Origin of the sequence: Streptomyces sp. WMMC500, assembly GCF_027497195.1 — a bacterium.
GTDB lineage: Bacteria > Actinomycetota > Actinomycetes > Streptomycetales > Streptomycetaceae > Streptomyces.
Window position 1 is genome coordinate 417,584 of sequence record NZ_CP114905.1, and the last position, 23,831, is coordinate 441,414.

Annotated in this window: 10 protein-coding genes and 1 pseudogene; 2 read left to right on the plus strand and 9 right to left on the minus strand. The window is 73.1% G+C overall.

The genetic code is table 11. The features are described from left to right. Positions 1-121: 121 nt before the first annotated feature. The 8 genes and pseudogenes from O7599_RS01710 to O7599_RS01745 all read right to left on the minus strand — a co-directional run. Entirely contained in the window at positions 122-5,404 is a 5,283-nt protein-coding gene (locus O7599_RS01710) for a type I polyketide synthase (protein WP_281620266.1), read from the minus strand. A 97-nt stretch (positions 5,405-5,501) separates the two neighbouring features. Continuing rightward, the gene (locus O7599_RS01715) at positions 5,502-5,693 is read right to left on the minus strand and encodes a ferredoxin (protein ID WP_281620267.1); all 192 of its coding nucleotides are present in this window, start codon (positions 5,691-5,693) and stop codon (positions 5,502-5,504) included. 22 nt (positions 5,694-5,715) lie between these two features. Next, positions 5,716-6,975: a cytochrome P450 gene (locus O7599_RS01720; protein ID WP_281620268.1), complete on the minus strand. Its 1,260-nt coding sequence runs from the start codon at positions 6,973-6,975 to the stop codon at positions 5,716-5,718. Positions 6,976-6,991: 16 nt separating this feature from the next. Continuing rightward, positions 6,992-8,554, minus strand: a complete 1,563-nt coding sequence (locus O7599_RS01725; protein WP_281620269.1) for a long-chain-fatty-acid--CoA ligase — start codon at positions 8,552-8,554, stop codon at positions 6,992-6,994. Continuing rightward, positions 8,551-14,919, minus strand: coding sequence for a type I polyketide synthase (locus O7599_RS01730; RefSeq protein ID WP_281620270.1), 6,369 nt, complete (start codon positions 14,917-14,919; stop codon positions 8,551-8,553). The genes O7599_RS01725 and O7599_RS01730 overlap by 4 nt, the downstream gene beginning before the upstream one ends. A gap of 25 nt (positions 14,920-14,944) precedes the next feature. After that, positions 14,945-15,508: an FcoT family thioesterase gene (locus O7599_RS01735; RefSeq protein WP_281623244.1), complete on the minus strand. Its 564-nt coding sequence runs from the start codon at positions 15,506-15,508 to the stop codon at positions 14,945-14,947. Further along, positions 15,505-16,365 carry a TauD/TfdA family dioxygenase gene (locus O7599_RS01740; protein ID WP_281620271.1) on the minus strand — a complete coding sequence of 287 codons (861 nt, stop codon included), beginning with the start codon at positions 16,363-16,365 and terminating at the stop codon, positions 15,505-15,507. Before O7599_RS01740 ends, O7599_RS01735 begins: the two co-directional genes overlap by 4 nt. Positions 16,366-16,534: 169 nt before the next feature. Further along, positions 16,535-16,687 (minus strand): annotated as a pseudogene (locus tag O7599_RS01745) (transposase family protein); the annotation flags it as partial. Positions 16,688-16,902: 215 nt separating this feature from the next. Here O7599_RS01745 and O7599_RS01750 point away from each other — a divergent pair. Then, on the plus strand, positions 16,903-18,270 hold the full coding sequence (locus O7599_RS01750) for an FAD-dependent oxidoreductase (RefSeq protein ID WP_281620272.1): 1,368 nt from the start codon (positions 16,903-16,905) through the stop codon (positions 18,268-18,270). A 675-nt stretch (positions 18,271-18,945) separates the two neighbouring features. Here the strand turns inward: O7599_RS01750 and O7599_RS01755 are convergent. Next, the gene (locus O7599_RS01755) at positions 18,946-20,448 is read right to left on the minus strand and encodes a cryptochrome/photolyase family protein (RefSeq protein ID WP_281620273.1); all 1,503 of its coding nucleotides are present in this window, start codon (positions 20,446-20,448) and stop codon (positions 18,946-18,948) included. A gap of 334 nt (positions 20,449-20,782) precedes the next feature. On the opposite strand from O7599_RS01755, the gene O7599_RS01760 reads away from it, so the two are divergent. Beyond that, positions 20,783-23,779, plus strand: a complete 2,997-nt coding sequence (locus O7599_RS01760) for a CARDB domain-containing protein (RefSeq protein ID WP_281620274.1) — start codon at positions 20,783-20,785, stop codon at positions 23,777-23,779. Positions 23,780-23,831 lie beyond the last annotated feature (52 nt).

Genomic DNA, 23,831 nt, shown 5'->3' on the forward strand with positions numbered 1-23,831 from the left:
AGATGTCGTTGCAGGGACGAACAAATTCTGTGCACCCGTACCAGCCGCCCACCCCGGTGCACACCCCCGGCCAGACCCCAGCCATCCCGGGGCTGGGCGGCAGCCGGATGGGGTGCTAAGGCTACGAGGAGCGCAGGTCAGGGGGTTTCGCGGCGTCCCAGAGAGAGAGGAGGTGATCGGTGAGTTCCGCCGGGCTGGGGTGCTCGAAGACGGCCGTGGCGGTGAGCCGCACACCGGTTGCGGCGACCAGGCGGTTGCGCAGCTCGATCGCAGCCAGGGAGTCGAACCCGGCGTCACGGAAGGGCCGTTCGGCATCGCGGAAGGCCCCCTCCACCGCAGCGGCCCCGGCGTCGCTCCCGCCGTGGCCGAGGGCCACGGCCGCGTGCGTACGCACCAGGTCGAGGAGAACGCGGCGGCGTTCGTCGGCGGAGGCGCCGGCGAGGGCGAGTGCCACATCCTCCGGGCCGGGCGGGGCGGCCGCGTCAGGTGCGGGTACGGCGCGCCGGGCCGGAGCGGGGACGAGGGACCGCAGCAACGGCGCGATGCCGCCTTCGGCCGCCGCGCGGACCCGTAGGGCAGCCGAGTCGATCCGGACGGGTACGAGGGCGGCCCCACCGGCCTCGTTGGCCCCCGAACGGGCCAGCGCCGCGTCGAACAGCGCCAGAGCCTCCTCCGTGCCGAGCCCGCGCAGGCCCCACCGGCCCAGCCGGGCCCGGTCCGCCGCACTCAGCCCGGCCGTCATACCACCGGTCTCCGCCCACGGGCCCCAGGCCAGCGACACCGCGGGCAGGCCGCGTTCACGGCGGCGGGCGGCGAGCGCGTCGAGGAAGGCGTTGGCCGCCGCGTAGTTGCCCTGACCGGGAGTGCCGAGCACGCCCGCGACCGAGGAGAACAGCACGAACGCCGACAGGTCCGTCCCGGCGGTGAGTTCGTCCAGCGCGAGCGCCGCGTCGGCCTTGGGCGCCAGGACGCGGTCCACCTGCTCGTCCGTGAGGGAGGTGACGACCGCGTCGTCCACCACGCCCGCGGCGTGCACCACAGCCCGTAGCGGGAACTCCGCCGGGATGTCCGCGAGAAGGCGCGCCAGCGCGGCGCGGTCGGCCACGTCGCAGGCGACCACCTGCACCCTGGCTCCCAGCCGGGTCAGCTCCGCCGCCCACGCCTCGACGCCCTCGGCGCCCGTCCCGCGCCGTCCGGCCACCAGCAGACGCCGTACGCCGTGGCGGGTCACCAGGTGGCGGGCCAGCAGCCGGCCCAGGTGTCCCGTCCCGCCGGTGAGGAGCACGGTGCCGTCGCCGGCCAGCGGCGAGGGCCCGGCTGTGTTCCCGGAGCCGGCCCGGACCAGGCGCGGGCGGAGAACGGCACCGTCGCGCAGGCGAACGTGGTCCTCATCGCCGGCTGTCACCCTCCCCGCGATGTCGGCGTGCCCCGCGGGGTCGCCGTCGGTGGTCACCAGCACGAACCGGCCGGGGTGTTCGGCCTGCGCCGAGCGGATCAGCCCCTCGGCCGCGGCGTGCGCCGGCAGGCCGGCGCGGGTGACGATCGCCAGCCGCTCCGCGGCGGGCACCTCCGCGCCGAGCCGGCCGCGTACGAGCGAAAGGGCCTGATGTACGGCTCCCCGCACGTCGGTGTCCTCGTCGAGCCGGGCGACGACGAGATCGGGGTCGCGTACGGGTTCGGGTGCGGGGGCGGGCTCGCCGGGGACGGGCTCCCACGCGACCCTGTACAGGGAGTTCCGGGCGGCCGGGGCGTGGCCGGCGCCCTCGGCGGGAGCGTTCCTGAACGTCAGGGAGGCGACGGTGGCCACGGGCCGGCCGGACCCGTCCGCGACGGTCACGGAGACCGCGTCCGCGGCGACCGGGGTGAGCGCGACGCGCAGCGTGGTGGCGCCGGTGGCGAGGAGTTCCGCCCCTTCGACGGAGAAGGGCAGGGCCGGTGTGCCGTCGGTGGCCACCATGCCGGCGAGGACCACGGGGTGGAGTGCGGCGTCGAGGAGCGCCGGGTGGAGACCGAAGCCCCGTACGTCCACGTCCGCGGCCAGGGCGGCTTCGGCGAACACCTGGTCGTCGCGCCGCCAGACGGCACGCAGGGCCTGGAAGTCGGCCCCGTAGTGCAGGCCGGCGGCGGCGAGACGTGGGTAGCAGTCGGTGAGGTCGAGGCGCTCGGCACCGGGCGGGGGCCATGCGGTGAGGTCGGCGGGCGGGGACGGCGCGGCCTGCGCCAGCACGCCCGTGGCATGCCGAGTCCACGGCGCCTTCGGCTCACCGTCGGGCCGGGCGTACAGGTCGAACGGGCACCGCCCCCCGGCGTCCGCGCCGTCCACCACGATCTGCAGCTCCACGCCGCCGTGTTCGGGGACGACCAGCGGGGTGTGCAGGGTGAGTTCGTCCAGCCGGCCGCAGCCGGCCTCGTCACCGGCGCGCAAGGCCAGGTCGACGAACGCCGTGCCGGGCACGATTGCCCGCTCCCCCACGCGGTGTGCGGCCAGCCAGGGCTGCGCCGACCGCGCCAGCCGGCCGGTGAGGACCACGCCCCGGCCGTCGGCCGTGTCCACCGCGCCACCGAGCACCGGGTGGCCGGCGGCGCGTACCCCGAGGCCGGCGGCCGCCGCCGCACCTCCCGGCGCGGGCCGGAGCCAGAACCGCCGCCGCTGGAAGGCGTACGTGGGCAGCTCGACGCGGCGACCGCCGGAGCACACGGCCTGCCAGTCGACGTCGACGCCTGCGCACCAGGCGCGGGCAAGCCCCTCGACGGCGGCCAGCGGCTCGGGGCGGTCGCCACGGCCCAGCGGGCAGAACACCACGCCTTCGGGGTCCGCGAGGGCTTCGGAGGCCATCGCGCTGAGCGTGGCGTCGGGCCCGATCTCCAGCGCGTGCCGGACACCCTCGGCCGCCAGTGCGCGTACGGCGTCGTGGAAGCGCACGCCCTCCCGCGCGTGCCGTACCCAGTAGTCCGCGGACGCCAGGTCACCCGCGCCGACGCGCCGGCCGGTCAGCGTGGAGACGGCCGGGATCCGCGGCGCGTGGAACCGCAGGCCCTCCGCCACCGCGCGGAAGTCCGCCAGAACGGGCTCCATCAGCGGCGAGTGGAAGGCGTGGCTCACCCGCAGAGGACGGGTCTTCACCCCGCGTTCCGTGAACCGCCGGGCGATGGCCGCCACCACCGGTTGCGCCCCGGAGACGACCACCGCGCGGGGGCCGTTGACGGCGGCGATGCCGGCGGCGTCCTCGTGGCCGGCCAGGGCGGACGCGACCTCGTCCTCGGGCGCGGCCACGGCGACCATGGTGCCGCCCGCGGGCAGGGCCTGCATCAGCCGGCCGCGCGCCACCGCCAGCGTGCAGGCGTCCTCCAGGGAGAGGATGCCGGCCACGTGTGCGAGCGCGATCTCCCCCACCGAGTGGCCCACCATCAGACCCGGCCGGACGCCCCACGACTCCACCAGCCGGAACAGCGCCACCTCGTGGGCGACGAGGGCCGGTTGCGCCCACTCGGTGCGGCGCAGGATCTCCTCGTCCGCGCCGAAGACGACGTCGTTCAGCGGGCCGGGCAGCAGCTTGTCGAGGATCTCGCACGCCTCGTCCCAGGCCGCCGCGAACGCCGGGAACGCCTCGTACAGCCCCCGGCCCATGCCCGGCCGCTGCGCGCCCTGCCCGGCGAACAGCAGGCCCACGCCGGCGGCGTCGCTACGCGCCACACCGCCGACGACGCCGGGCTGTTCGGCCCCGGCGGCCACGGCGCCGAGGCGGTGGGTCAGCTCCGCCGGCGTACCACCGACGACAACCGCGCGGTACTCCAGGGGCGTACGAGTACGGGCCAGCGACCAGCCGACGTCCACGGGGCGGGGGTACGGTTCCGTGCCGGCCGCGAACTCCCGTAGCCGGACCGCCTGCTGCCGCAGCGCGGTCTCGTCGCGGGCGGAGAGGATCCACGGGACGACGGCGGCCGGGGCGGCGGTGCCGGCGTACGACGGACGCTCCCCCGGCGCGGCGGCCTGCCCCGCTTCGCGTGTCTCCTCCCCGGCTTCCTCAAGGATCACGTGCGCGTTGGTGCCGGTGATGCCGAACGACGACACCCCCGCACGCCGGGGCCCCTCCCGCTCCGGCCACGGCCTCGCCTCCGTCACCAGCTCCAGCACCCCCGCCGCCCAGTCCACATGGGGCGACGGCGCATCGACATGCAGCGTCGCGGGCACTACCGCGTGGCGCATCGCCAGGACCGTCTTCATGACTCCGGCCATGCCCGCCGCCGCCTGGGTATGGCCGATGTTCGACTTCACGCTTCCCAGCAGCAGCGGCCGTCCGGCCGGCCGCCCCCGGCCGTAGACGGCGATCAGCGCCTGGGCCTCGATCGGGTCGCCGAGCCTGGTGCCGGTGCCGTGGGCCTCCACCGCGTCCACGTCGGCGGCGGAGAGCCGGGCGTCGGCCAGGGCGGCGCGGATGACCTCTTCCTGCGCCTCGTCGTTGGGGGCGGTCAGGCCGTTGCTCGCGCCGTCCTGGCCCACCGCCGTGCCCCGTACGACGGCCAGCACCGGGTGGCCGTGGCGCCGGGCGTCGGACAGCCGCTCCAGCAGCAGCACGCCCACGCCCTCGGCGGGGCCGAAGCCGTCGGCCGCCGCGGCGAACGGCTTGCAGCGGCCGTCGGCGGCCAGCGCCTGCTGGCGGCTGAGGTCGACGATCCAGTTCGGCGAGGACATGACGGTGACACCACCGGCCAGCGCCATGGTGCACTCGCCGCGCCGCAGGGCCTGCACGGCGAGGTGCAGGGCGGTCAGCGAGGACGAGCAGGCGGTGTCGACGGTGAGGGCGGGGCCGCGCAGTCCGAAGGCGTACGCGATCCGGCCCGACATCCCGCTCGTGGTGGTGCCGACGGCCAGGTAGCCCTCCAGGTCCCGCGCCGCCGGGTCACCGTGGCGTGGCGCGTACTCCTGCGGCGTCCCCCCGACGAAGACGCCGACGGGCTCCCCGCGCAGCTCGCCGACCGGGAGGCCGGCACGTTCGAACGACTCCCACGCCACTTCGAGCAGCAGCCGCTGCTGCGGATCCGTCGCCAGCGCCTCGCGGGGCGAGATCCCGAACAGCTCGGCATCGAAGTCGCCCGCTCCGCCCAGGAATCCGCCGGCGCGCAGATACGTCCGGCCGGGCACCAGGGGGTCGGGGTCGCAGAGCGTGTGCAGGTCCCAGCCGCGGTCGGCGGGCAGGGGCGACAGGCCCTCCGCGCCGTCGGCGACGAGGCGCCACAGGTCCTCGGGGGACGTCACTCCCCCGGGGAAGCGGCAGGCCATGGCGGTCACGGCGACGGGCTCGTGCCGGCTCGCCTCCGCCTCTTCGAGGCGCTGCCTGGTCCGGCGGAGGTCGGCGGTCACCAGCCTGAGGTAGTCGCGCAGTTGTTGTTCGTTGGCAGACACCGGAAGAGACTCCCGTCGGTGACATGGAGCGCGGAGACGGGAGCGCGGACGCTCGGCGAGGTCGGCGGACCACGTCACCCGCGGCTCCCGGGGCGGGCTACTCGACGTCGATCACCTGCGCGGGGCACCTCACGGCCGCCTCGTGCACCGCGTCGAGCTGGTCCTCCGGCGGGTCCCGGATCCTGATCACGACGACGCCGTCCTCCGCCCTCTGGTCGAAGACCTCGGGCGCCACGAACGCGCACATGCCGGAGGCCACGCACTTGGCGGTGTCGACGCTGATCCTCATCGGCACGCCTCCGCGTCCCCCGTCATCCCGCCACTTCCGCGGGAAGAACGGCGTCCCAGGTCACCGGGACCTCGGCGGGTCCGTACACGATGCTCCCGGTCTTGAACGGAACGTCCTCCAGCGGCACCGCGAGGCGCAGCGACGGGACGCGGCGCAGCAGGGTCTCCAGGGTCATCGTCAGCTCCAGCCGCGCCGTCTGCTGGCCGAAGCACTGGTGCGTGCCGTAGCCGAAGCCCAGATGGTTGTTGGGCCGCCGGCCCACGTCCAGCCGGTCGGGGTCGGGGAACGCCTCGGTGTCGCGATCGGCCGCCTGCATGGCGAGAACGACGTAGTCGCCGCCGGCGACGGGGTGGCCGCCGATCTCCGTGTCCCGCGTCGCCTGGCGGACGATGCCCGGGGCGCCCCCGAGGAAGCGCACGATCTCCTCGACCCCGGAGGGGATCAGCGACGGCTCCGCGTGCAGCCGGGCCAGCTCCCCCGGGTGTGCGAGCAGGGTGAGGAGGCCGTGGGCCATGACGGTCGCGCTGGTGTCGAAGCCGGGGACCAGCAGGGCGGCGCAGATCCCCACCAGCTCCACGTCGGTGTACGGGCGTTCGCTCGCCTCGCTGCGCGCGATGATGCGGCTGAGGCTGTCGTCCAGGGGCGTCGCGCGGCGGGTCACGACCATCTTGAAGAGGTATTCGTGGAGCGGACGCATCGCCGCCAGCACGTCCGCCCGGCTGGTGGCGCCGCTGAACATCACCGCCGCCGCGTTGTGGAAGAGCTCCCGGTCGGCGTACGGCACGCCGACGAGCCCGCCGATCACGGCGGTGGTGACGGGGACGGCGAAGTCGGCGTAGAAGTCGGCGGGCGGCCCCGCGACGGCGAGAGTGTCGAGCCGCTCGTCGACGAGGGCCTGCACCATCGGCCGCAGCTCCGCCATGCGCTGGGCGGTGGACAGCTCCGGGCCGATGGTCCGGCGGAAGCGCTGGTAGTCCGCGCCGTCCATGCGCGAGAACTCCAGTTCGCCGACCGGCCGCTCGGGATCGGCGTGCGCCATCAGGTGGATCGCCTGGCCGGCGCGGCTGCTGAAGCGTTCCGCGTCGCCGAGCACCTCGCGCACGTCGTCGTAGCGGGTGACCAACCAGGCCGTCAGGCCGGTCGGGCACTTCACCCGGACCACCGGCGTCCGCTCCCGCAGCCCGGCCATCTCCGGCGGCGGCCCGAACGGGCACTCCCCCGGCTTCGGCAACGGCAGTTCCAGAAGATCCGGCCCGCCCGGCCGGTCCGTACGCTCGTCCATGGTCTGTCCGGTCTCCTTAGGCACGGCCGCGCAGCTCGCGGCGGAGGATCTTGCCGCTCGCGGTGCGCGGCAGGGTGTCCACGAAGGCGTAGTCCGTGGGGCTCTTGTAGTCGGCGAGCCGGTCCTTGAGGAACGTCGTCAGCTCACGGGCCGTCGGCCGCTCCCCCGGCCGGGCGAGGACGTACGCCCGGACCGCCTCGCCGCGCACCCGGTCGGGCACCCCCACCACCGCGACCTCGGCCACGGCCGGGTGCTTGCCCAGGGCGTTCTCGACCTCGGCCGGGTACACGTTCTCGCCGGCGACGAGGATGACGTCCTTGATGCGGTCGCGGACGTGGACGTAGCCGTCCTCGTCGAGGAAGCCCGCGTCGCCGGTGTGGAGCCAACTGTCGACGAGGGTGCGTGCGGTGTCGTCGGGACGGTTCCAGTAGCCGTCCATGACGGCGGGGGTGTCGAGCAGGATCTCGCCGACCTCGCCGGCCGGCAGCGGCTCGCCGGCGCGGTCCACGACCTGGACGGCCACGCCGGGGTAGGCCCGGCCGGCGGCGGTGAGGCGGGGCCCGCCGGGCACGTGGTCGGCCGGCGGGAGGCAGAGGGCGGAGGCGCAGGTCTCGGTGAGGCCGAAGATCTGCGCGAACTCGCAGCCCATCATCTCCAGGCACCTGCGCAGCAGCGCTTCGGGCATCGGCGAGCCGCCGTAGACGACCTTGCGCAGACCCGCGAAGTCGGCCGGGCCGACGCCCGGTTCGTCAAGGAGGACCTGCAGCATGGAGGGCACCATCAGCGTGGTCGTGATGCCGGCCTCGCGGATCGTACGGAGGGTCCGGCCGCCCTCGAAGCCCTGCCCGAGCACGTTGACGGCCCCGGCGCGAAAGCCCTGGAGGAACCACCACGGGCCGCCGATGTGGTGCCCCGGCAGGACGTGCAGGACCCGGTCGTCCGCGTGCCAGTCGATCCAGTCCAGCCGGTGCCGGGCCAGCAGGTCGTTGATCGCCCAGTAGCTGCCCTGGCTGAGCACCACGCCCTTGGGCGCGCCGGTCGTGCCACTGGTGTAGATCTGCGTCAGCGGCTGACGGGGTCCGGGGACGGCGTCGGGGGCGGGATCGGTGGCGGGGTGGCCGGCGGTCCAGCCTGGGAAGCCGCCGTGCGGCGCGTCCTCGTCGAGGCCGATCACGGTGTGCAGCGCGGGGAGCGCGGGGCGGATCCCCTCGACACCGGGCAGCCGCCGGGCGTCGGTGATCAGCAGGACGGTCCCGGAGTCGCGCAGTACGTGCTCGATCTCGCCCGGGGTGAGCCGCGGGTCGACCGGGACCAGCACGGCGCCGGTCTTGGCACAGGCCAGGAGGAGGTCGTAGTAGTGCTCGGTGTCCTGGGCGAGGTACGCGACGCGGGAGCCGGCGGTGACGTCCGCGGCGGACAGTGCGTGGGCCGTACGGTTGCTGCGCCGGTGCAGGTCGAGGAAGGTGACGCGGCGGCCGGCGCACTCGACGGCGACGGCGTCGGGGCGGACCCCGGCGTGGTGGGCCGCGGTGGCGGCGATGGTGGGGAGCCGGACGGAGGTTCCCGTGGCATGGCTCATCGCGTGTCTCCGTTCGTGCTCTCGGTGTTGTCGCCGCCCGCGGTGTTCCCCCGACCGGCAGCGGCGGTCAGTTGCCCGTCGACGAACGTCGCGAGCTGGGAGACGGACGGGTGGTCGAAGATGCTGGTGGCCGAGAGCGGCAGGCGGAAGCACAGCTCCAGCGCGTTCTTCAACTCGACGGCGGCCAGGGAGTCCAGGCCCACCTCGAAGAAGCGGGCGTCGGGTGACACCTCGTCGGCGCTGTCGTAGTGCAGCAGGTCGGCGATGAGCCCGCGGAGGACACGGGAGACGGTCTCCCGCCGCTCGGCCGGGGGGAGCGCCAGCAGGGCGTCCGGGTCGACGTCGGCGGTCCGGCGCCGCGGGCCGCGTACGACCTTCTGGTAGAGGGCGTTGTGCTGCGGACGGGTCGCGGCGAAACGGTCCCAGTCGACCTCGGCGATGGTGACCTGGGCTGGCGGCCGTTCCAGCAACCGGAACAGGGCGCGGATCCCGGCCGCCGGCCGGAAGAAGGTGAACCCCTGGCGTTCGACGTTCGCGGCGTGCTGCGCGTCCGCGGCGGCGGCCAGGCCGATCTCCCCCCAGGCGCCCCAGTTGACGCTCGTCCCGGGCAGCCCGGCGGCGTGGCGGCGGCACATCAGGGTGTCGAGGAACGCGCTGCCCGCCGCGTAGTTCGCCTGGCCGCCGTTGCCGAGGATCGAGGTCACGGTCGAATAGCCGATGAAGAACCGCAGTTCCGGGAGGGAGAGAGCGGCCTGGTGCAGCAGCCAACTGCCGTACACCTTGGTCCGGAATATCGTGTCGATGCTCTCCCAGGTCTGCGCCGCCACCGGCGCGTCGGCCAGTGTGCCCGCCGCGTGCACGATGCCGCCGAGCGGCCACGCCCGGGCGCGCAGGTCCGTGAACACGCGCTCCACGTCCCCGGCGTCGCCGATGTCGGCCGCGTATGCGACGAGTTCGGTGTCCGGGCCGAGGCGGGCCCGGAGGGCGGCGAGATCCTCGTCCGCCGGGGTGTGCCGGCCCAGCAGGGCGATGTGGCGGGCGCCGAGGGCGGCGAGGCGCTCGGCGACGAGGCGGCCGAGCGCGCCGAACCCGCCGGTGACGAGATAGGTGTGGTCGGCGTCGATGTGGGCGGGCCGTGCCGCGGGCGGGGGTTCGGCGCCGAGCCAGTCGTCGAAACCGACCACGAGCTTGCCGACGTTGGTGCCGCGGCCGATCGCCCTGCACGCCTCGTCGACCTCGTCGACGGCGTAGACGGTGGTGGGGAGGGGGGTCAGCTCCCCGGCGTCCGTCAGCTCCATGACGGGGCCGAGCACGTCCCGGATCAGCCGCAGGCGCTGTTCGGCGGTGAAGTGCATGAAGTCGAAGGTGTGATAGGCGACGTCGGGCCGGACCCGGCGGATCTCGTCCGGAGTCCAGGTGCCGACGTTTCCCAGTTCGACGAAGCGGCCGTCGCGCCCGAGGGAGCGGAGGCTGGACTCGACGCGGTCGCCGCCGAGGCTGTGGAGCACGATGTCCGCGCCGTGGCCGTCCGTTGCGGCCAGCACCTCGTCGGGGAAGGTGAGCGTGCGGGAGTTCATGACGTGGCGGATGCCCTGGGCCCGCAGCAGCGACCACTTCTGCGGGCTGGCGGTGGTCAGCACCTCCGCGCCGGCCCGCTGCGCGAGCCGCACCGCGGCCTGGCCGACTCCGCCGGCCGCGGAGTGGATCAGGACCCGGTCGCCGCGCCGCATCCCCGCCAGGTCGTGCAGCGCGTGGTGGGCGGTGAGGTACGCGATGGGCAGAGCGGCGGCCTCGGCGAAGCCGAGCCGCGCGGGCTTGCGGACCGCGGTCTCCGACTCGACCGTCACCTCCCGGCGCAGCACACCGAGGTGCGCCGCGACGACGGCGTCACCCACCCGGAACGCGGCGTCGGGCCCGGCGGCCGTCACCACGCCCGCGCACTCCATTCCCAGCGGAAGCTCCGCCAGCGCATCCGGGACCTCTTCGGCCGCGCGGTGCAGCCCCAGGGCGTTCGCCGCATCCACGTAGTTCAGGCCCGCCGCGTGGACCCGCACACGGGTCCGGCCGCCCGTGGGAGCGGGCTCCTCCGCCAGCGGCACCGCGACGACGCCGATCTGCCCGTCCCCCGTGACCAGCTCGACCTCGGTGCGCGGGCCGCCAAGCTCGGTGGACACGCGGCGCACGTGCCGCACCCCCGAGCGGTAGGCCACCTGGAAGTCGGCGGAGTCCATGGCGGTCCACTCGTCCAGCAGCCACGGATAACCGGCGCCGGCGTCGGCGCCGTCCGCGGCCGGTCGCGGCAGATCGACGAGGGTGACGCCGTACGACGGGTACTCGGTCCACATCACGTGCCCGAACCCCCACAGCGTGGCGGCCGCCGGAGGCACCTGCCCGACACCGTCCGGTCCTTCCGGCCGGTCGCCGGGGACCCACTGGCCGGCCTCGGTGACCAGCCACAGCCGCTGCGCCTGCCCGAACCCCGTCTCCTCCAGCGCGTCGCGCAGCGCCAGCAGGTCGCGGTAGTTGCGTTCGCACTCGGCGGGCAGCGGTTCCCCGGGCTCCTGCGGCGGCCGCCAGAACCAGCACACGTCGGTGGGTCGCTTCCGCAGGAGCGCGACGGCCTCGGCGGTGGTGGCGGCGACCGACAGGGTCACGTCGCGCTCCTTGGCGGGCCCGGCCAGGGCGTCGAGGCCGGCGGGCGGGGCGCCGACGAGCAGCACCCGGCGCGGCTCGCCCGCGCCGGTCTGCAGCGAGCGCTTGACCCACCGCACCTCGGCGTACATCCGGTCGCGGTCGGGGGCGGCGTTCGCGACCCGCCGCAGGGTGAGGCCCTCCAGGACGAAGACCGTACGGTCCCCGTCCAGGATCAGGAGATCCACCGTGGGCAGCTCCCCTTCCTCACCGGCGGCGGGCGGGGTGGTGCGCAGGACGCTGCGCAGGGTGTGGCCGCGGGGCTTCCGCAGCAGCCGGCAGCGGCCGAATCCCACGGGCATGGCGAGGGTGTCGTCGGCGGCGAGCGCGGTGAGGGTCTGGAGTGCGGCGTCGAGGACGGCGGGCGGCAGGTGCTCCGCCGAAGTCGCCTCCCTGCCGCGCAGATCGCCGACGGCGAGGTGGTCGCCGTACCTGTCGATGCTCCGTACGCCCTGGTAGTGCGGGCCGTACTCCACGCCCAGCTCGGCGAAGTCCGCGTAGAGGTCGTCGGCCGGCCGCCGGGAGCGGGGCTCGCCCGCCCGGTCCGCCAGGACGTGCAGGGACCGTGCCGTCTCGTCGAGTCCGGCCGCGGCGCCGGTGTCCGCGAGCCCGTCGGCGTCGACGGTGGCGGTGAAGTGGCGCCGTTCGAGGGGCGCGGCGCCCGGGTCCTCACTCTCCACCAGGCTGACGATCTCCACCTCCGCGGGCTCTCCCGGGCCGGTGCGCAGCCGCGTGCGCAGCTCGACGGTGCCCTCGTCGGGGAGGAGCAGTGCCTCGTGGATGGTCACGCCGGTGACGGGGAGACTCGTCTCGCCGTACACCGCGTCCTGGAGCGCGAGCACCGTCTCCACATAGCCGGCGGCGGGGAAGACGACCCGGCCCATCACCTTGTGGTCGGCGAGATAGGGCCGGCGGGCGTCGAGCCGGGTGGAGAACGTCCGTATCCCGGCGGCGCGCTGCTCGTCGGTGGAGACCTCGCGGCCGAGGAGGGGGTGTACGCCGCCACCGCCGCGGGCCGCGTCGGCGCCGCCCGGGGCGGGGAGCCAGTGCCGGCGGCGGTCGAAGGCGTACGTCGGCAGCGTGAGCCGGGTGGGCGGGCGGTCGCCGTAGTAGCCGGCCCAGGACACGGGGACGCCGGCGGCGTAGAGCTGGGCGAGGGACTGGCGGGCCACGGTGCCGTCGGCGTCCTCGGCGTGCAGGCTGCTCAGCCACAGGTGATCACCGGGTGCGTCGAGGACCTGCTTGCCCATGCCGATCAGCTCACTCGCCGGGCCGGCCTCCAGGAAGGCGTGCCGGCCCCGCTCGGCGACGGCGCGTACGCCCTCTTCGAACCTCACCGGCTCGCGCAGGTGGCGGGCCCAGTAGTCAGGGGTGGACAGCTCTGCGGGGTCGGCGACCCGGCCGGTCAGGTTGGAGACGAGGGTGAACTCGGGCGGGTGGAAGGTGAGCCCCCCGGCGACCGAGCGCAGCTCCTCGGTGGCCTCGGCCATCAGCGGCGAGTGCGAGGCGCAGGACACGGCGAGCCGCCGCGTCTTGACCCCGCGCCCGGCCAGGGCCTCCTCGACGCTCTCCAGGGACGCCTTGCCGCCGGAGAGGACGATCTGCCGGGCGCCGTTGACGGCGGCCACCGACAGGTCGTCGTGCTCCGCCAGCAGGTCGGCGACCTCGGCCGGCGACGCCTCCGCGGCGGCCATGGCGCCGGGCGGCGAGGCGTCCATGAGGCGGGCCCGGGCGGCCATGAGGGTGACGGCGTCGTCGAGGGAGAACAGGCCGGCGACAGTGGCGGCGACGATCTCGCCGATGCTGTGGCCCGCCAGGACCGACGGCCGGATGCCCCAGGAGAGCCAGAGCCGGGCCACGGCGTACTCCAGCGCGAAGAGCGCGGGCTGCATGTACCGGATCTGGTGGATCAGCTCGGCGTCGTCCGCGTCGCCGAGCACCATGTCCCGTATCGACCGGCCCAGGTGCGGCGTGAACAGCCGGTCGCAGGCGTCGAGGTGCTCGCGGAAGGCGGCGAATCGCTCGTACAACGGCCGCCCCATGCCCACGTACTGGGTGCCGCCGCCGGAGAAGAGGAACGCCACCTGGGGGGCGGCGGACGGCCGGCCCGGCCGGGTGGAGCGGGTCAGGGCGTTGTCGAGGAACCGGGCGACGTCGTCGTGGTCGCGGACGACTCCCGCGGTGCGCAGGTCGAAGTGGGCCCGGGCGGTGGCGGCGGCGTGGCACAGGTCGGCCACGTCGGTCTCGGGGCGGTCGCGCAGGAGTCGCTGGTAACGCTGGACCTGCCCGCGCAGCGCGCCGGGGCTCCGCGCGGAGAGAGTGAGGACGTGTGCCTCGCCGGGAGGGGCGGGAGCCGCCGGCCCGGCGGGGGTTTCCGGGGGCGCTTCTTCGAGTACGACCGAACCGATGATGCCCGTCAGGCCGAACGAACTCACCACCGCCCGCCGGGTGTCGGCGGTCCACGGGCGTTTCTCGGTGGGGACGGTGACGGGGAGGTCTTCCCAGGGGATGCGCTGGGACGGAGTGTCGAGGTTCAGGTGCGGATAGAGCGCGCCCTCCTGCATCTGCAGAACGGTCTTGATGACGCCGCCGATCCCCGCGGCCGACTCCATGTGCCCGATGTTCGTCTTGAGAGAGGCGACCGCCAGCGGGTTCTCGCGGGTGTGCGAGTCGCCGAACACGGCACCCAGGGCGCCCATCTCGATCGGGTCGCCGAGCGGCGTGCCCGTGCCGTGGGCCTCGACGTACGAGACGTCTCCCGGCTCCAGACCGGCGCTCGCCACGGCCGTGCGGATCAGCCGCTCCTGGGCGGTGCCGTTGGGCACCATGAGGGAGCTGCTCTCGCCGTCCTGGCCCACCGCGGAGCCGCGCACGAGGGCGTAGATCCGGTCGCCGTCGCGTCGTGCGTCGGAGAGCCGCTTGAGCACGATGACGCCGCAGCCCTCGCTGCGGCAGTAGCCGTCGGCCGCGTCGTCGAAGGTCTTGCACACGCCGTCGGGGGCGAGCATGTTTCCGCTGCTGGCCATGGCGTACGGGCGCGGGCTGTGGATGGTGTTGACCCCGCCGCAGAGCGCGAGGTCGGTCTCGCCGGCCCGCAGACCCTGCGCGGCGAGGTGCACCGCGACCAGGGACGCCGAACAGGCGGTGTCCACCGTCATGCAGGGACCGCGCCAGCCCAGGAAGTAGGAGAGCCGGCCGGAGAGCGCGCTGAACGTCGCCCCGGTGGCCATGTAGGTGTTCAGTTCGTCCACGGAGTACGCGGACATCTCCCCGACGTAGTCGACGTTGCTGACGGCCATGTAGACGCCGCCGGTGCCGTGGCGCAGCGGGACCGGGTCGATGCCGGCGTCCTCCAGCGCCTCCCAGGCGACCTCCAGGGCAACCCGGTGCTGGGGATCGACGTAATCGGCCTCCTTCGGCGAGATGTTGAAGAACTTCGCGTCGAAGTGGTCCACCTTGTCGATGAACCCGCCCTGCGCGCACCGGATGACGCCCGGGGCTCCGGGGCCGTCCTGGTCCGCGTCCACCGGGTCCCACCGGTCGGTGGGCAGAGGCCGCAGGCCGGAGCGCCCGTCGCGGAGGAACTCGGCGAATCCACCGGGTGTGGTGTTGCCGCCGGGGAACCGCAGGCCGATACCGACGACGGCGATGGGCTCCGCATGGGGTGTGGACATGTCCGTACTCCCGTGTCATCCGTGGTCAGGTCTGGACGGGCTCCACCGCCGGGGCGGCGGAGCCCGCGGCGCCGGCGGGGGCCTTCACGGCGACCAGCACCTTGCCGTGTGCGGCGACCTCCTCCGTCTCGCCGAACCGGCACGTCGTACGGAAGAACAGGAACGGCCCGTTTCCCCAGTCGCCCTGGAACGCCTCGACGACGTCGAGTTCTCCCCAGAAACGGCGGCCGCGCATGGACCGGCGGAAGGAACTGTGGAAGTCGACGATGAACATGTCCTCCAACTGCCGCGCCCAGAAGTCGTCCAGGGACCAGCCGGCGAAGGATCGCGTCAGCCGCTCGTGGACCGACTTCGCCATGAGGAGGTAGACCATCTGGTTGTAGCAGATGTTGAACTCGACGGCGTTGAAGTGCCCGGTGTCGTCGATGTAGCAGGATTCGGGGATGTGGAAGCTGCCGCGTACGCCGATCCGCCCGCCCTCGTCCACCGGATCTCCCTTGGCCGTCACGGTGGCAGAACCCAGATACCGGCAGTGGGGCTTGTAGACCCGGAGAACGCGTGCCAGCAATGCGTCGTCGCCGACGGTCACGGCTGCCCGATACCGGGGTAGAACTCGTACTCGTCGTGGACCGTCACACGGAAGGACACCGTGGGCTCGGGATTGACCGTGTGCAGGGCGCGGTGCACCAGGCTGCGGTTGTCCCAGACCAGCAGGTCCCCCTCGTCGAACCGCTGCAGGTGGATGCCGGGGTGGGTGAAGGTGGCGTCGGCCTGGCCGGACGCCTCGAAGAGATCCTCCAGCAGCCCGTCGCGCAGCGCCTTGCCGTCGCCGTCCACGAGTTGGTAGCTGACCGCTTCGCTGATGTAGAGCACCGGCCGGCCGGTGACCGGGTGCGGAAACACGGTGGGGTGGGCGACCCCCGGGGTCGTTTCCTCGATCTCCGCGATGATCTCGGATATCGGACGGTAGACGTCGGTCGGCCGTATCTTGAAGTACCGCCGCACGCTGTTCATGACGCGGCTGCCCGCGATCTCGTTCTTCAGCGTTTCCGGAAGTTCCTCGTACGCCTTCTCCAGGTCGATGAAGAAGGTGCCGCGCTCTCCGCGCGGAATGACCTGGGGATAGATCAGGGTCAGGCCGAACGGGCGCGGCATGAAGGAGTAGTCGTGGTGCCAGAACTTCCCCGTCTGCGGGACGCCGACCTGCTCCCCCTCCTTCTTCACGTTGGAGGAGACGAAGATCTCCCGGTGCTCGGGGTGGTGGTACATCGGCTGGTAGTAGGTCTCCACCTCGCCGAGTCGCCTGCCCAGCGCCACGAAGTCGGCCGGGTCCAGCTTCTGGTTCTTCAGCACCACGATCTTGTGGGTGTAGACGAGCTGCTTCAGCGACGCGAGGTCCGCGTCCGGTGCGCCGAGGACGTCCATCTCGTCGACGGCCACACCCATCAGGGACTTCTCTTGCGGAATAGTGATCACGTGCACCGCTCCAACCTGGCGCTTCACTGAGCCGAAGCTCACCGTAGAGGCGCGCCGGCGGCAGGGGCCTGACCCCGCTGTCGAACCTGGGGTGGAGGCTGGGGTAACCCCCAGAGCCGGCAAGTCGACCGATGGACCGGCCCGGTGCACGTGCGGCGAGAAGGTCGACGACCGTGCTGGTGTAGGCGTGTGCGGTGGACTCGCTGATGCCGAAACCGGCGGCGATCTTCGCCAGAGTGGTGTGCTCGCGCAGGTACACCGGCGCCACCATCGCGCGAGGAGACGGGCGGAGCGGGCAGTGGCGGCTCGATCTGCACCGGGCCGACGGACAGCGCGGCGCGCCCGTGCCAGGGCGCGGACCCGATCGGAACGCCGCGCCGCCGCGTCGACGACGGGGCGCCCGGGTGCCGGCTCCGGCGCCCGTGTCCACGGACGCGCCCTGTCGGTCGCCTTTCGCGTGTCGGATGATGAGGCGGGGCGCAATCCGCGGGGGCGAGAGGGTGTGAAGTGGCGGTCGACGCGATGAGCCATGCGGTGGTGGTGGGAGCCGGGGTCTCCGGTCTGCTCGCCGCTCACGTGCTGGCGAGCAGCTTTGAGCGGGTGACGGTGGTCGAGCGGGATGAGTTCGCCGACGGGGCGCCCGCGTTCCGGTCCGGGGTGCCGCAGTCGCGACATGTGCACGTCCTGTGGTCCCGCGGGCAGGCCGCGGTGGACGCGCTCTTACCGGGGGTCGTCACCGACCTCGAAGCCGCCGGGGCCACCGTCGTGCGCGCCCCTGATCAGATGCGCTGGCTCTCTCCGGCCAGGTGGTTCGCCGACGTCCCGGGAGCGCACTACCTCTCCGCCTCGCGCGAACTGCTGGAGGCGACCCTACGGCGCCGGATCGACGACCATCCCGCGATCGCATGGATGCCCCGCCATGAGGTGACCGCTCTGGTGCCCGGGCGAAACGGGGCGGCCGCGGTGTCCGGTGTACGGCTGCGCGAGCGTGGCAAGGACGGCCGGGAGTCCACGGTGCACGCGGACCTGGTGGTCGTCGCCACCGGCCGCAGCTCCCGTACCACCCGGTGGCTGGTCGAACTCGGTCACGCCGCGCCGGTCACGGAGAGGTTCGACGCGCACCTCGGCTACTCCTCGCGCTACTACCGGCGCCCGGCCGCCGAGGGCCCCTGGAAGGCCATGTACGTGCAGGGCACCCCCGATGTTCCGCGCGGCGGGGTGATCGTGCCGATCGAAGGCGGGCGCTGGCTGGTCACGTTGCTGGGGCAGGCTGAACACCAGCCACCGGTCGAGGAGAAGGACTGGCTCGCCTTCGCCGCATCGCTGCGCACCGATGAGCTGGCAGAGGCGCTCGCGGGTCTGGAGCCGTTGTCGGACGCGGTCGCCTTCCGGGCGACGGCGAACGAGTGGACGCACTTCGAGCGGGCGAGGCGGTGGCCCCGGGGACTGCTGGTGATCGGTGACGCCCTGTGCCGCTTCAACCCGGTCTACGGGCACGGGATGACGGTCGCGGCGATGCAGGCGCAGGCCATCGCCTCCCGGATCGCGGCGCTCAGGCCGGCGGAGGTCCCCGCACGCGCACCGGAGCTGCAGAAAGCCGTGGCGAAGTGCGTGCGCGGCGCCTGGATGATCGCCACGGGCGAGGACGCCCGATACCCGAGCACGGACGGGCCGAAGCCGGGGCCACTGGGCAGGATGCAGCAGCGCTACATGTCGCGGGTGGTGGCTGCAGCCAACACCGACCCGGTGGTGTCCGAGGCGTTCTTCGCGGTGCTGTCACTCAACCGCCCCCCTGAGTCGCTGCTGACGCCGCGGATCGCGGCGCGCGCGAGGCGCTTCGCGGCGCGCGAGGCGCTGACCGACCGGCTCGCCTGACCGCTGCTCACGGCACCGTGCGTCGGCTGCCCGGCTCGCCGCGCGCCGCGACCGCGGCGCCGAACCGGCCGCCCCCGCGGCGACGGGGCTTCCACGGCGCCGACGGGACCCGACTTGCCCGCGGCGATCCGGTGTACGGCTGTGCTGGTCGCTAGCTTCACTTCCGGCGGCGCCCGAGGTCCCGCGGACCGAGTTGAGAGCGCGCACGGCCGTCGGCGGCCGCTCCAGCCGCCGCCACGACGGCTGGGGCTCCGCCCGCGGGCTGATGCGCGGCCGGGTTGCGGGCAGAGGGCCGGAGGACCTGCTCGGCGCCGCCGGCCGGCCTCCGGCGGGTGGTCAGCGGGCGACGCGATCTCGGGCGCGGCCCTGTCACCGGGCGGTGAGGACCTCGAACCCCCGGCTTGCGAGGTGTTCGAGGACCGGGCTGCGGGGTCCGCGTGGGTGATCAAGCCGCTGCCCTTCTCCCAGGGCAGGACGCGGTAACGCGAGGGCTGCCGCCGCGGACCGTGCGCCAGGGAGGAGAGCCGGTGGTCGAGAGCAGGCCGTGGTTGGCCAGGAGGACGGACATGTGAGGCGCGGGGTGCCCGAGGGCCCCCATCGTGCTCCTCTCCGCGGCGGGACCGCGCATCCCGCCGTGCGCTTACTTCGGGGGACCGCCGCCCCGCAGATGCACCGTCAGGGCGGGTCTTCACCCTGCTCTCCGGTGCGCAGGACCTCGTCCAGGTCTGCGAGCCGGTCGAGGGTGTGGACGGCGCGGCTGGTGCGTGGGTTGCGGGTGAGCAGGGTGCGGTGGTGGTGGACGAAGGTCCAGTACCCGGTGGTGTAGGGGCAGGCCCGGTCGCCGGTGCGGTCGCCGGGGCGGTAGGCGCAGGTATGGCACAGGTCGCTCATGCGGTGGATGTAGGCGCCGCCGGAGGTGTAGGGCTTGGTGGTCATGCGGCCGCCGTCGGCGTACTGGGACATGCCGATGACGTTGGGCAGCATCACCCAGTCGTAGCCGTCGACGAAGCAGCGGTGGAACCAGTCGGTCACCTCGCGCGGGTCCCAGCCGCGCTGCAGGGCGAAGTTGCCGAGCACCATCAGTCGCGGGATGTGGTGGGTCCAGCCGGAGTCGCGCACCTGCCCGAGCACGGTGGCCAGGCAGCGGGCGGTGACGGCGTCCGCGTCGAGTTCGAGGAACCATCCGGGCAGCGGCGTGTGGTGGCGCAGTGCGTTGCGGCGACGGTAGCTCTCGCCGAAGTGCCAGTAAAGCTGCCACACGTACTCGCGCCAGCCTGCGATCTGCCGGACGAAGCCCTCGACGCTGTGCACCGGCGCCCGCCCGGCGCGCCAGGCGTCTTCGGCCGCGGCCACGCACTCGGCGGGGTCGAGCAGGCCGAGGTTGAGGGACGAGGACAGCAGGCTGTGGCTCATCACCGCATCGTCGGCGAGCATGGCGTCCTCGTACGGGCCGAAGCCTTCCAGCCGGTGCTCGGTAAAACGGCGCAGCGCGGCCAGGGCCTCGCGGCGGGTGGCGGGGAAGCGGCGCGGTCCGTCCCGGCCGACGAAGCGGATGCCGTCCTCGTGCTCCCAGCGGTCGAGGTCGGCGCGTACCTCTTCGTCCAGGTCGTCTTCGCGGGGGCGGTAGGGGGCGGGGGCGCCGAGGGTGCGCGCGCCCTTCGGCGGAGGTTCGCGGTTGGCGTGGTCGTGGTTGAAGCGTCCGCCGGCCGGGGCACCGCCGTCCATGAGCAGGTCCAGCTCCCGGCGCACCCAGCGGTAGAAGTCCTCCTGCCGCAGCCGCCTGCCGTTGCGTCCTTCGGCCCAGGCGCGGAAGGCGCCGTGCGGCAGCAGGAAGCCGCGCGCGGGCAGCACCCGCACCGACTCCAGGGAGCGGACCAGGCGCAGGGCGGCCCGGGAGGTGGGGTGGTGGACGGTGACCGGGCTGTCGCCTGCCGCCTCGCGCAGTCCCTCCCGGTAGGTCTCGGCGCGCACGTAGTGAATCCGGTCGCCCAGCTCCGCCGCCCGGTGGCGCATCGCGGAGAGTACGAGGTGGGCCTTGGCCCGGTGAAGGCGCCGCCGGCGGAACACCGACCGGGCCTCGATCATCACCAGCGGCGCATCACCTGCGGGGCCCTCCTCGCCGCGGGTGAGGAAGTGCGGGCCGAGCTGGTCACCGAACAGCCAGTGCGCAGTGGTCATGGCATCACCCTGCTACGACGGCCCGCCGCGGGCGCGCCGAGGACGGCGGCCGTGTGTGGGCGGGCGGCCTCGCCGGGAGACCCCGGGCAAGACGTACGCAGGATCCTGCGTAGATACGTGAAGGATTTGCGGCATTTTGTTGATCCGTCACGCCGCAACCGTTGACAAGCCGAAGGCTCCGCTGAACTCTTTGACTGCCCCCCATGCAAGAGATTAACGGAATCGCTCAAGCTTCTGAGTTGATCTCTGCAACTTCATGGCACGTGTTCCGGCCGACGCCGCCGCGCGCGGTCACCCGCACTCACACTGTCGTTCTCACGGAACCGAGGGCTCTATGAAACGGAACCAGCACGGCCGACGGCTGATCATTGGCATGGCCATGGCCGTTCTGATCGGGTTCGGGATCCTGCCCACCGCCGCCTCCGCCGCCGCGGCGCCCGAAGCGGCCACCGCCGACGACTCCCACAGCGCCGCCGCGGCTGCCGACCTCGCGGCCGGCAAGCCCATCGAGGCGTCCTCCACGACCCAGCAGTACGTGGCGTCCAACGCCAACGACGGCAACGTCCACACCTACTGGGAGTCCAACGGGTACCCCTCGACGCTGACGGTGAAGCTCGGCGCCAACGCCGACATCACCTCGATCGTGATCAGGCTCAACCCCGACCCGATCTGGGGCGCCAGAACACAGAACCTCCAGATCCTCGGCCGCGAGCAGGCCGCCTCCGGCTTCACCTCGCTGAAGGCCCGGGCGGACTACGGCTTCAACCCGTCGGCCAACCAGAACACCGTGACGATCCCGGTCACCGGGCGCGTCAGCGACGTACGGCTGACGTTCTTCTCCAACACCGGCGCCCCCGGCGGCCAGGTCGGCGACCTCCAGGTCATCGGCACCCCGGCGCCCAACCCCGACCTGGTCGTGAGCCAGTTGGCCTGGACGCCCGCCTCGCCGGTGGAGAGCGACACGATCCGGGTGAGCGCGACGGTGCAGAACACCGGCTCGGCCGCGGCGGGTGCCACGACCGTCAACATCAGCCTCTCCGGCCAGGTCGCCGGCAGCGCTCCCGTGCCCGCGCTCGCAGCGGGCGCGTCGACCACCGTCACCGTCGACGTCGGCAGACGGGCGGAGGGGAGCTACTCCGTCACCGGTCTGGTCGACCCCACCAACACGGTCGTCGAGCAGAACGACGACAACAACAGCCGTACCGCGGCAAACCAGCTCGTGGTCGGCCAGAGCCCCGGCCCCGACCTCCAGGTGACCGGCATCAGCTCCAACCCGGCGAACCCGGCCCCCGGCGCCTCGGTCACGTTCACCGTCTCGGTCAAGAACCGCGGGACGAGCGCGGTGAGCGCCACCACGGTCACCCGGCTGACGGTCGGGAGCACCACGCTCAACGGGAACACCCCGGCCATCGCCGCCGGTGCCACGGCCACCGTGCCCGTCAGCGGGAGCTGGACCGCCACGAACGGCGGCGCCACCCTCACCGCCACGGCCGACGCGACCGGCGTCGTCACCGAGACCAACGAGTCCAACAACGCGTTCGCCCGCTCGATCGTGGTCGGGCGCGGGGCCGCCGTCCCGTACGTCGAACACGAGGCGGAGGCCGGCCGCTACCAGGGCACCCTGCTGGAAGCCGACCCCCGGCGCACCTTCGGGCACACCAACTTCGCCAGCGAGTCCTCTGGCCGGAAGTCGGTCCGCCTGAACAGCACCGGCCAGTTCGTGGAGTTCACCTCCACGAGCGCCTCGAACTCGATCGTCGTACGCAACTCCATCCCCGACGCCCCGGGCGGCGGCGGCACCGAGGCCACCATCAGCCTCTACGTCAACGACACCTTCGCCCGGAAGCTGACCCTGTCCTCCAAGCACAGCTGGCTGTACGGGAACACCGACGGCCCCGAGGCGCTGACCAACACGCCGCAGGCCGACGCCCGCCGGCTCTTCGACGAGTCACACGCGCTGCTCTCGACCACGTATCCGGCCGGCACCCGGTTCAAGCTGCAGCGCGACGCGTCCGACTCCGCCGCGTTCTACATCATCGACCTGATCGACCTCGAACAGGTGGCGCCCCCGTCGAGCCGGCCGAGCGGGTGCACCTCGATCACGGACTACGGCGCCGTGCCGGGCGACGGACTCGACGACACCGCCGCCATCCAGCGCGCCGTGACCGCCGACCAGAACGGCGACATCGGCTGCGTGTGGATCCCCCCGGGGCAGTGGCGGCAGGAGCAGAAGATCCTCACCGACGACCCGCTCAACCGCGGGCAGTACAACCAGGTGGGCATCAAGGACGTCACCATCCGCGGCGCGGGCATGTGGCACTCCCAGCTCTACACCCTGACCGAGCCGCATCTCGCGGGCGGCATCAACCATCCCCACGAGGGCAACTTCGGCTTCGACATCGACAGCAACACGCAGATCTCCGACATCGCCATCTTCGGCTCGGGCCGGATCCGCGGCGGACCGGGAGGCGCCGAGGGCGGCGTGGGCCTCAACGGCCGGTTCGGCAAGGGCACCAGGATCGCCAACGTGTGGATCGAGCACGCCAACGTGGGCGCCTGGGTCGGCCGCGACTACGACAACATCCCGGAACTGTGGGGGCCGGCCGACGGCCTGGAGTTCACCGGTATGCGGATCCGCAACACGTACGCCGACGGCATCAACTTCACCAACGGCACGCGGAACTCACTGGTGTTCAACTCCTCGTTCCGCACCACCGGTGACGACGCACTGGCCGTATGGGCGAACAAGTACGTCAAGGACCAGGCCACGGACATCGGGCACGACAACCACTTCAGGAACAACACCATTCAGCTGCCCTGGCGGGCCAACGGCATCGCGGTCTACGGCGGCTACGGCAACACCATCGAGAACAACCTCGTCTACGACACGGCGAACTACCCCGGCATCATGCTGGCCACCGACCACGACCCGCTGCCCTTCTCCGGATCCACGCTGATCGCCAACAACGGCCTCTACCGCACGGGCGGCGCGTTCTGGGGAGAGGCCCAGGAGTTCGGCGCCATCACGCTGTTCGCGCAGGGCCAGAACATTCCCGGCGTGACCATCCGCGACACCGATATCGAGGACTCGACGTACGACGGCATCCAGTTCAAGTCCGGCGGCGGCAGCACGCCCGACGTGAAGATCGACAACGTGCGGATCTCCAAGTCGAACAACGGCGCCGGCATCCGCGCCCACGGCGGGGCCCGCGGCAGCGCGGCCCTGTGCAACGTGACGATCTCCGACTCGGCCGACGGCGACATCCTGGTCGAACCCGGATCCCAGTTCGTGATCAACCAGGGCTGCCAGAACAAGTCCCCCACCTCCTGAAACCCCGTGGATACACCGCCGCCCGGCTCTGTGCTCAGGGCCGGGCGGCGGT

What these genes read in the sequence shown, in the direction of transcription:
- O7599_RS01715 (WP_281620267.1), bottom strand. Translation starts at nt 5,693, where the DNA reads ATGAGGATCAGCGTCGACACCGCCAAGTGCGTGGCCTCCGGCATGTGC.
- O7599_RS01720 (WP_281620268.1), bottom strand. Translation starts at nt 6,975, where the DNA reads ATGGACGAGCGTACGGACCGGCCGGGCGGGCCGGATCTTCTGGAACTG.
- O7599_RS01725 (WP_281620269.1), bottom strand. Translation starts at nt 8,554, where the DNA reads ATGAGCCATGCCACGGGAACCTCCGTCCGGCTCCCCACCATCGCCGCC.
- O7599_RS01730 (WP_281620270.1), bottom strand. Translation starts at nt 14,919, where the DNA reads ATGTCCACACCCCATGCGGAGCCCATCGCCGTCGTCGGTATCGGCCTG.
- O7599_RS01740 (WP_281620271.1), bottom strand. Translation starts at nt 16,365, where the DNA reads ATGGGTGTGGCCGTCGACGAGATGGACGTCCTCGGCGCACCGGACGCG.
- O7599_RS01755 (WP_281620273.1), bottom strand. Translation starts at nt 20,448, where the DNA reads ATGACCACTGCGCACTGGCTGTTCGGTGACCAGCTCGGCCCGCACTTC.
- O7599_RS01760 (WP_281620274.1), top strand. Translation starts at nt 20,783, where the DNA reads ATGAAACGGAACCAGCACGGCCGACGGCTGATCATTGGCATGGCCATG.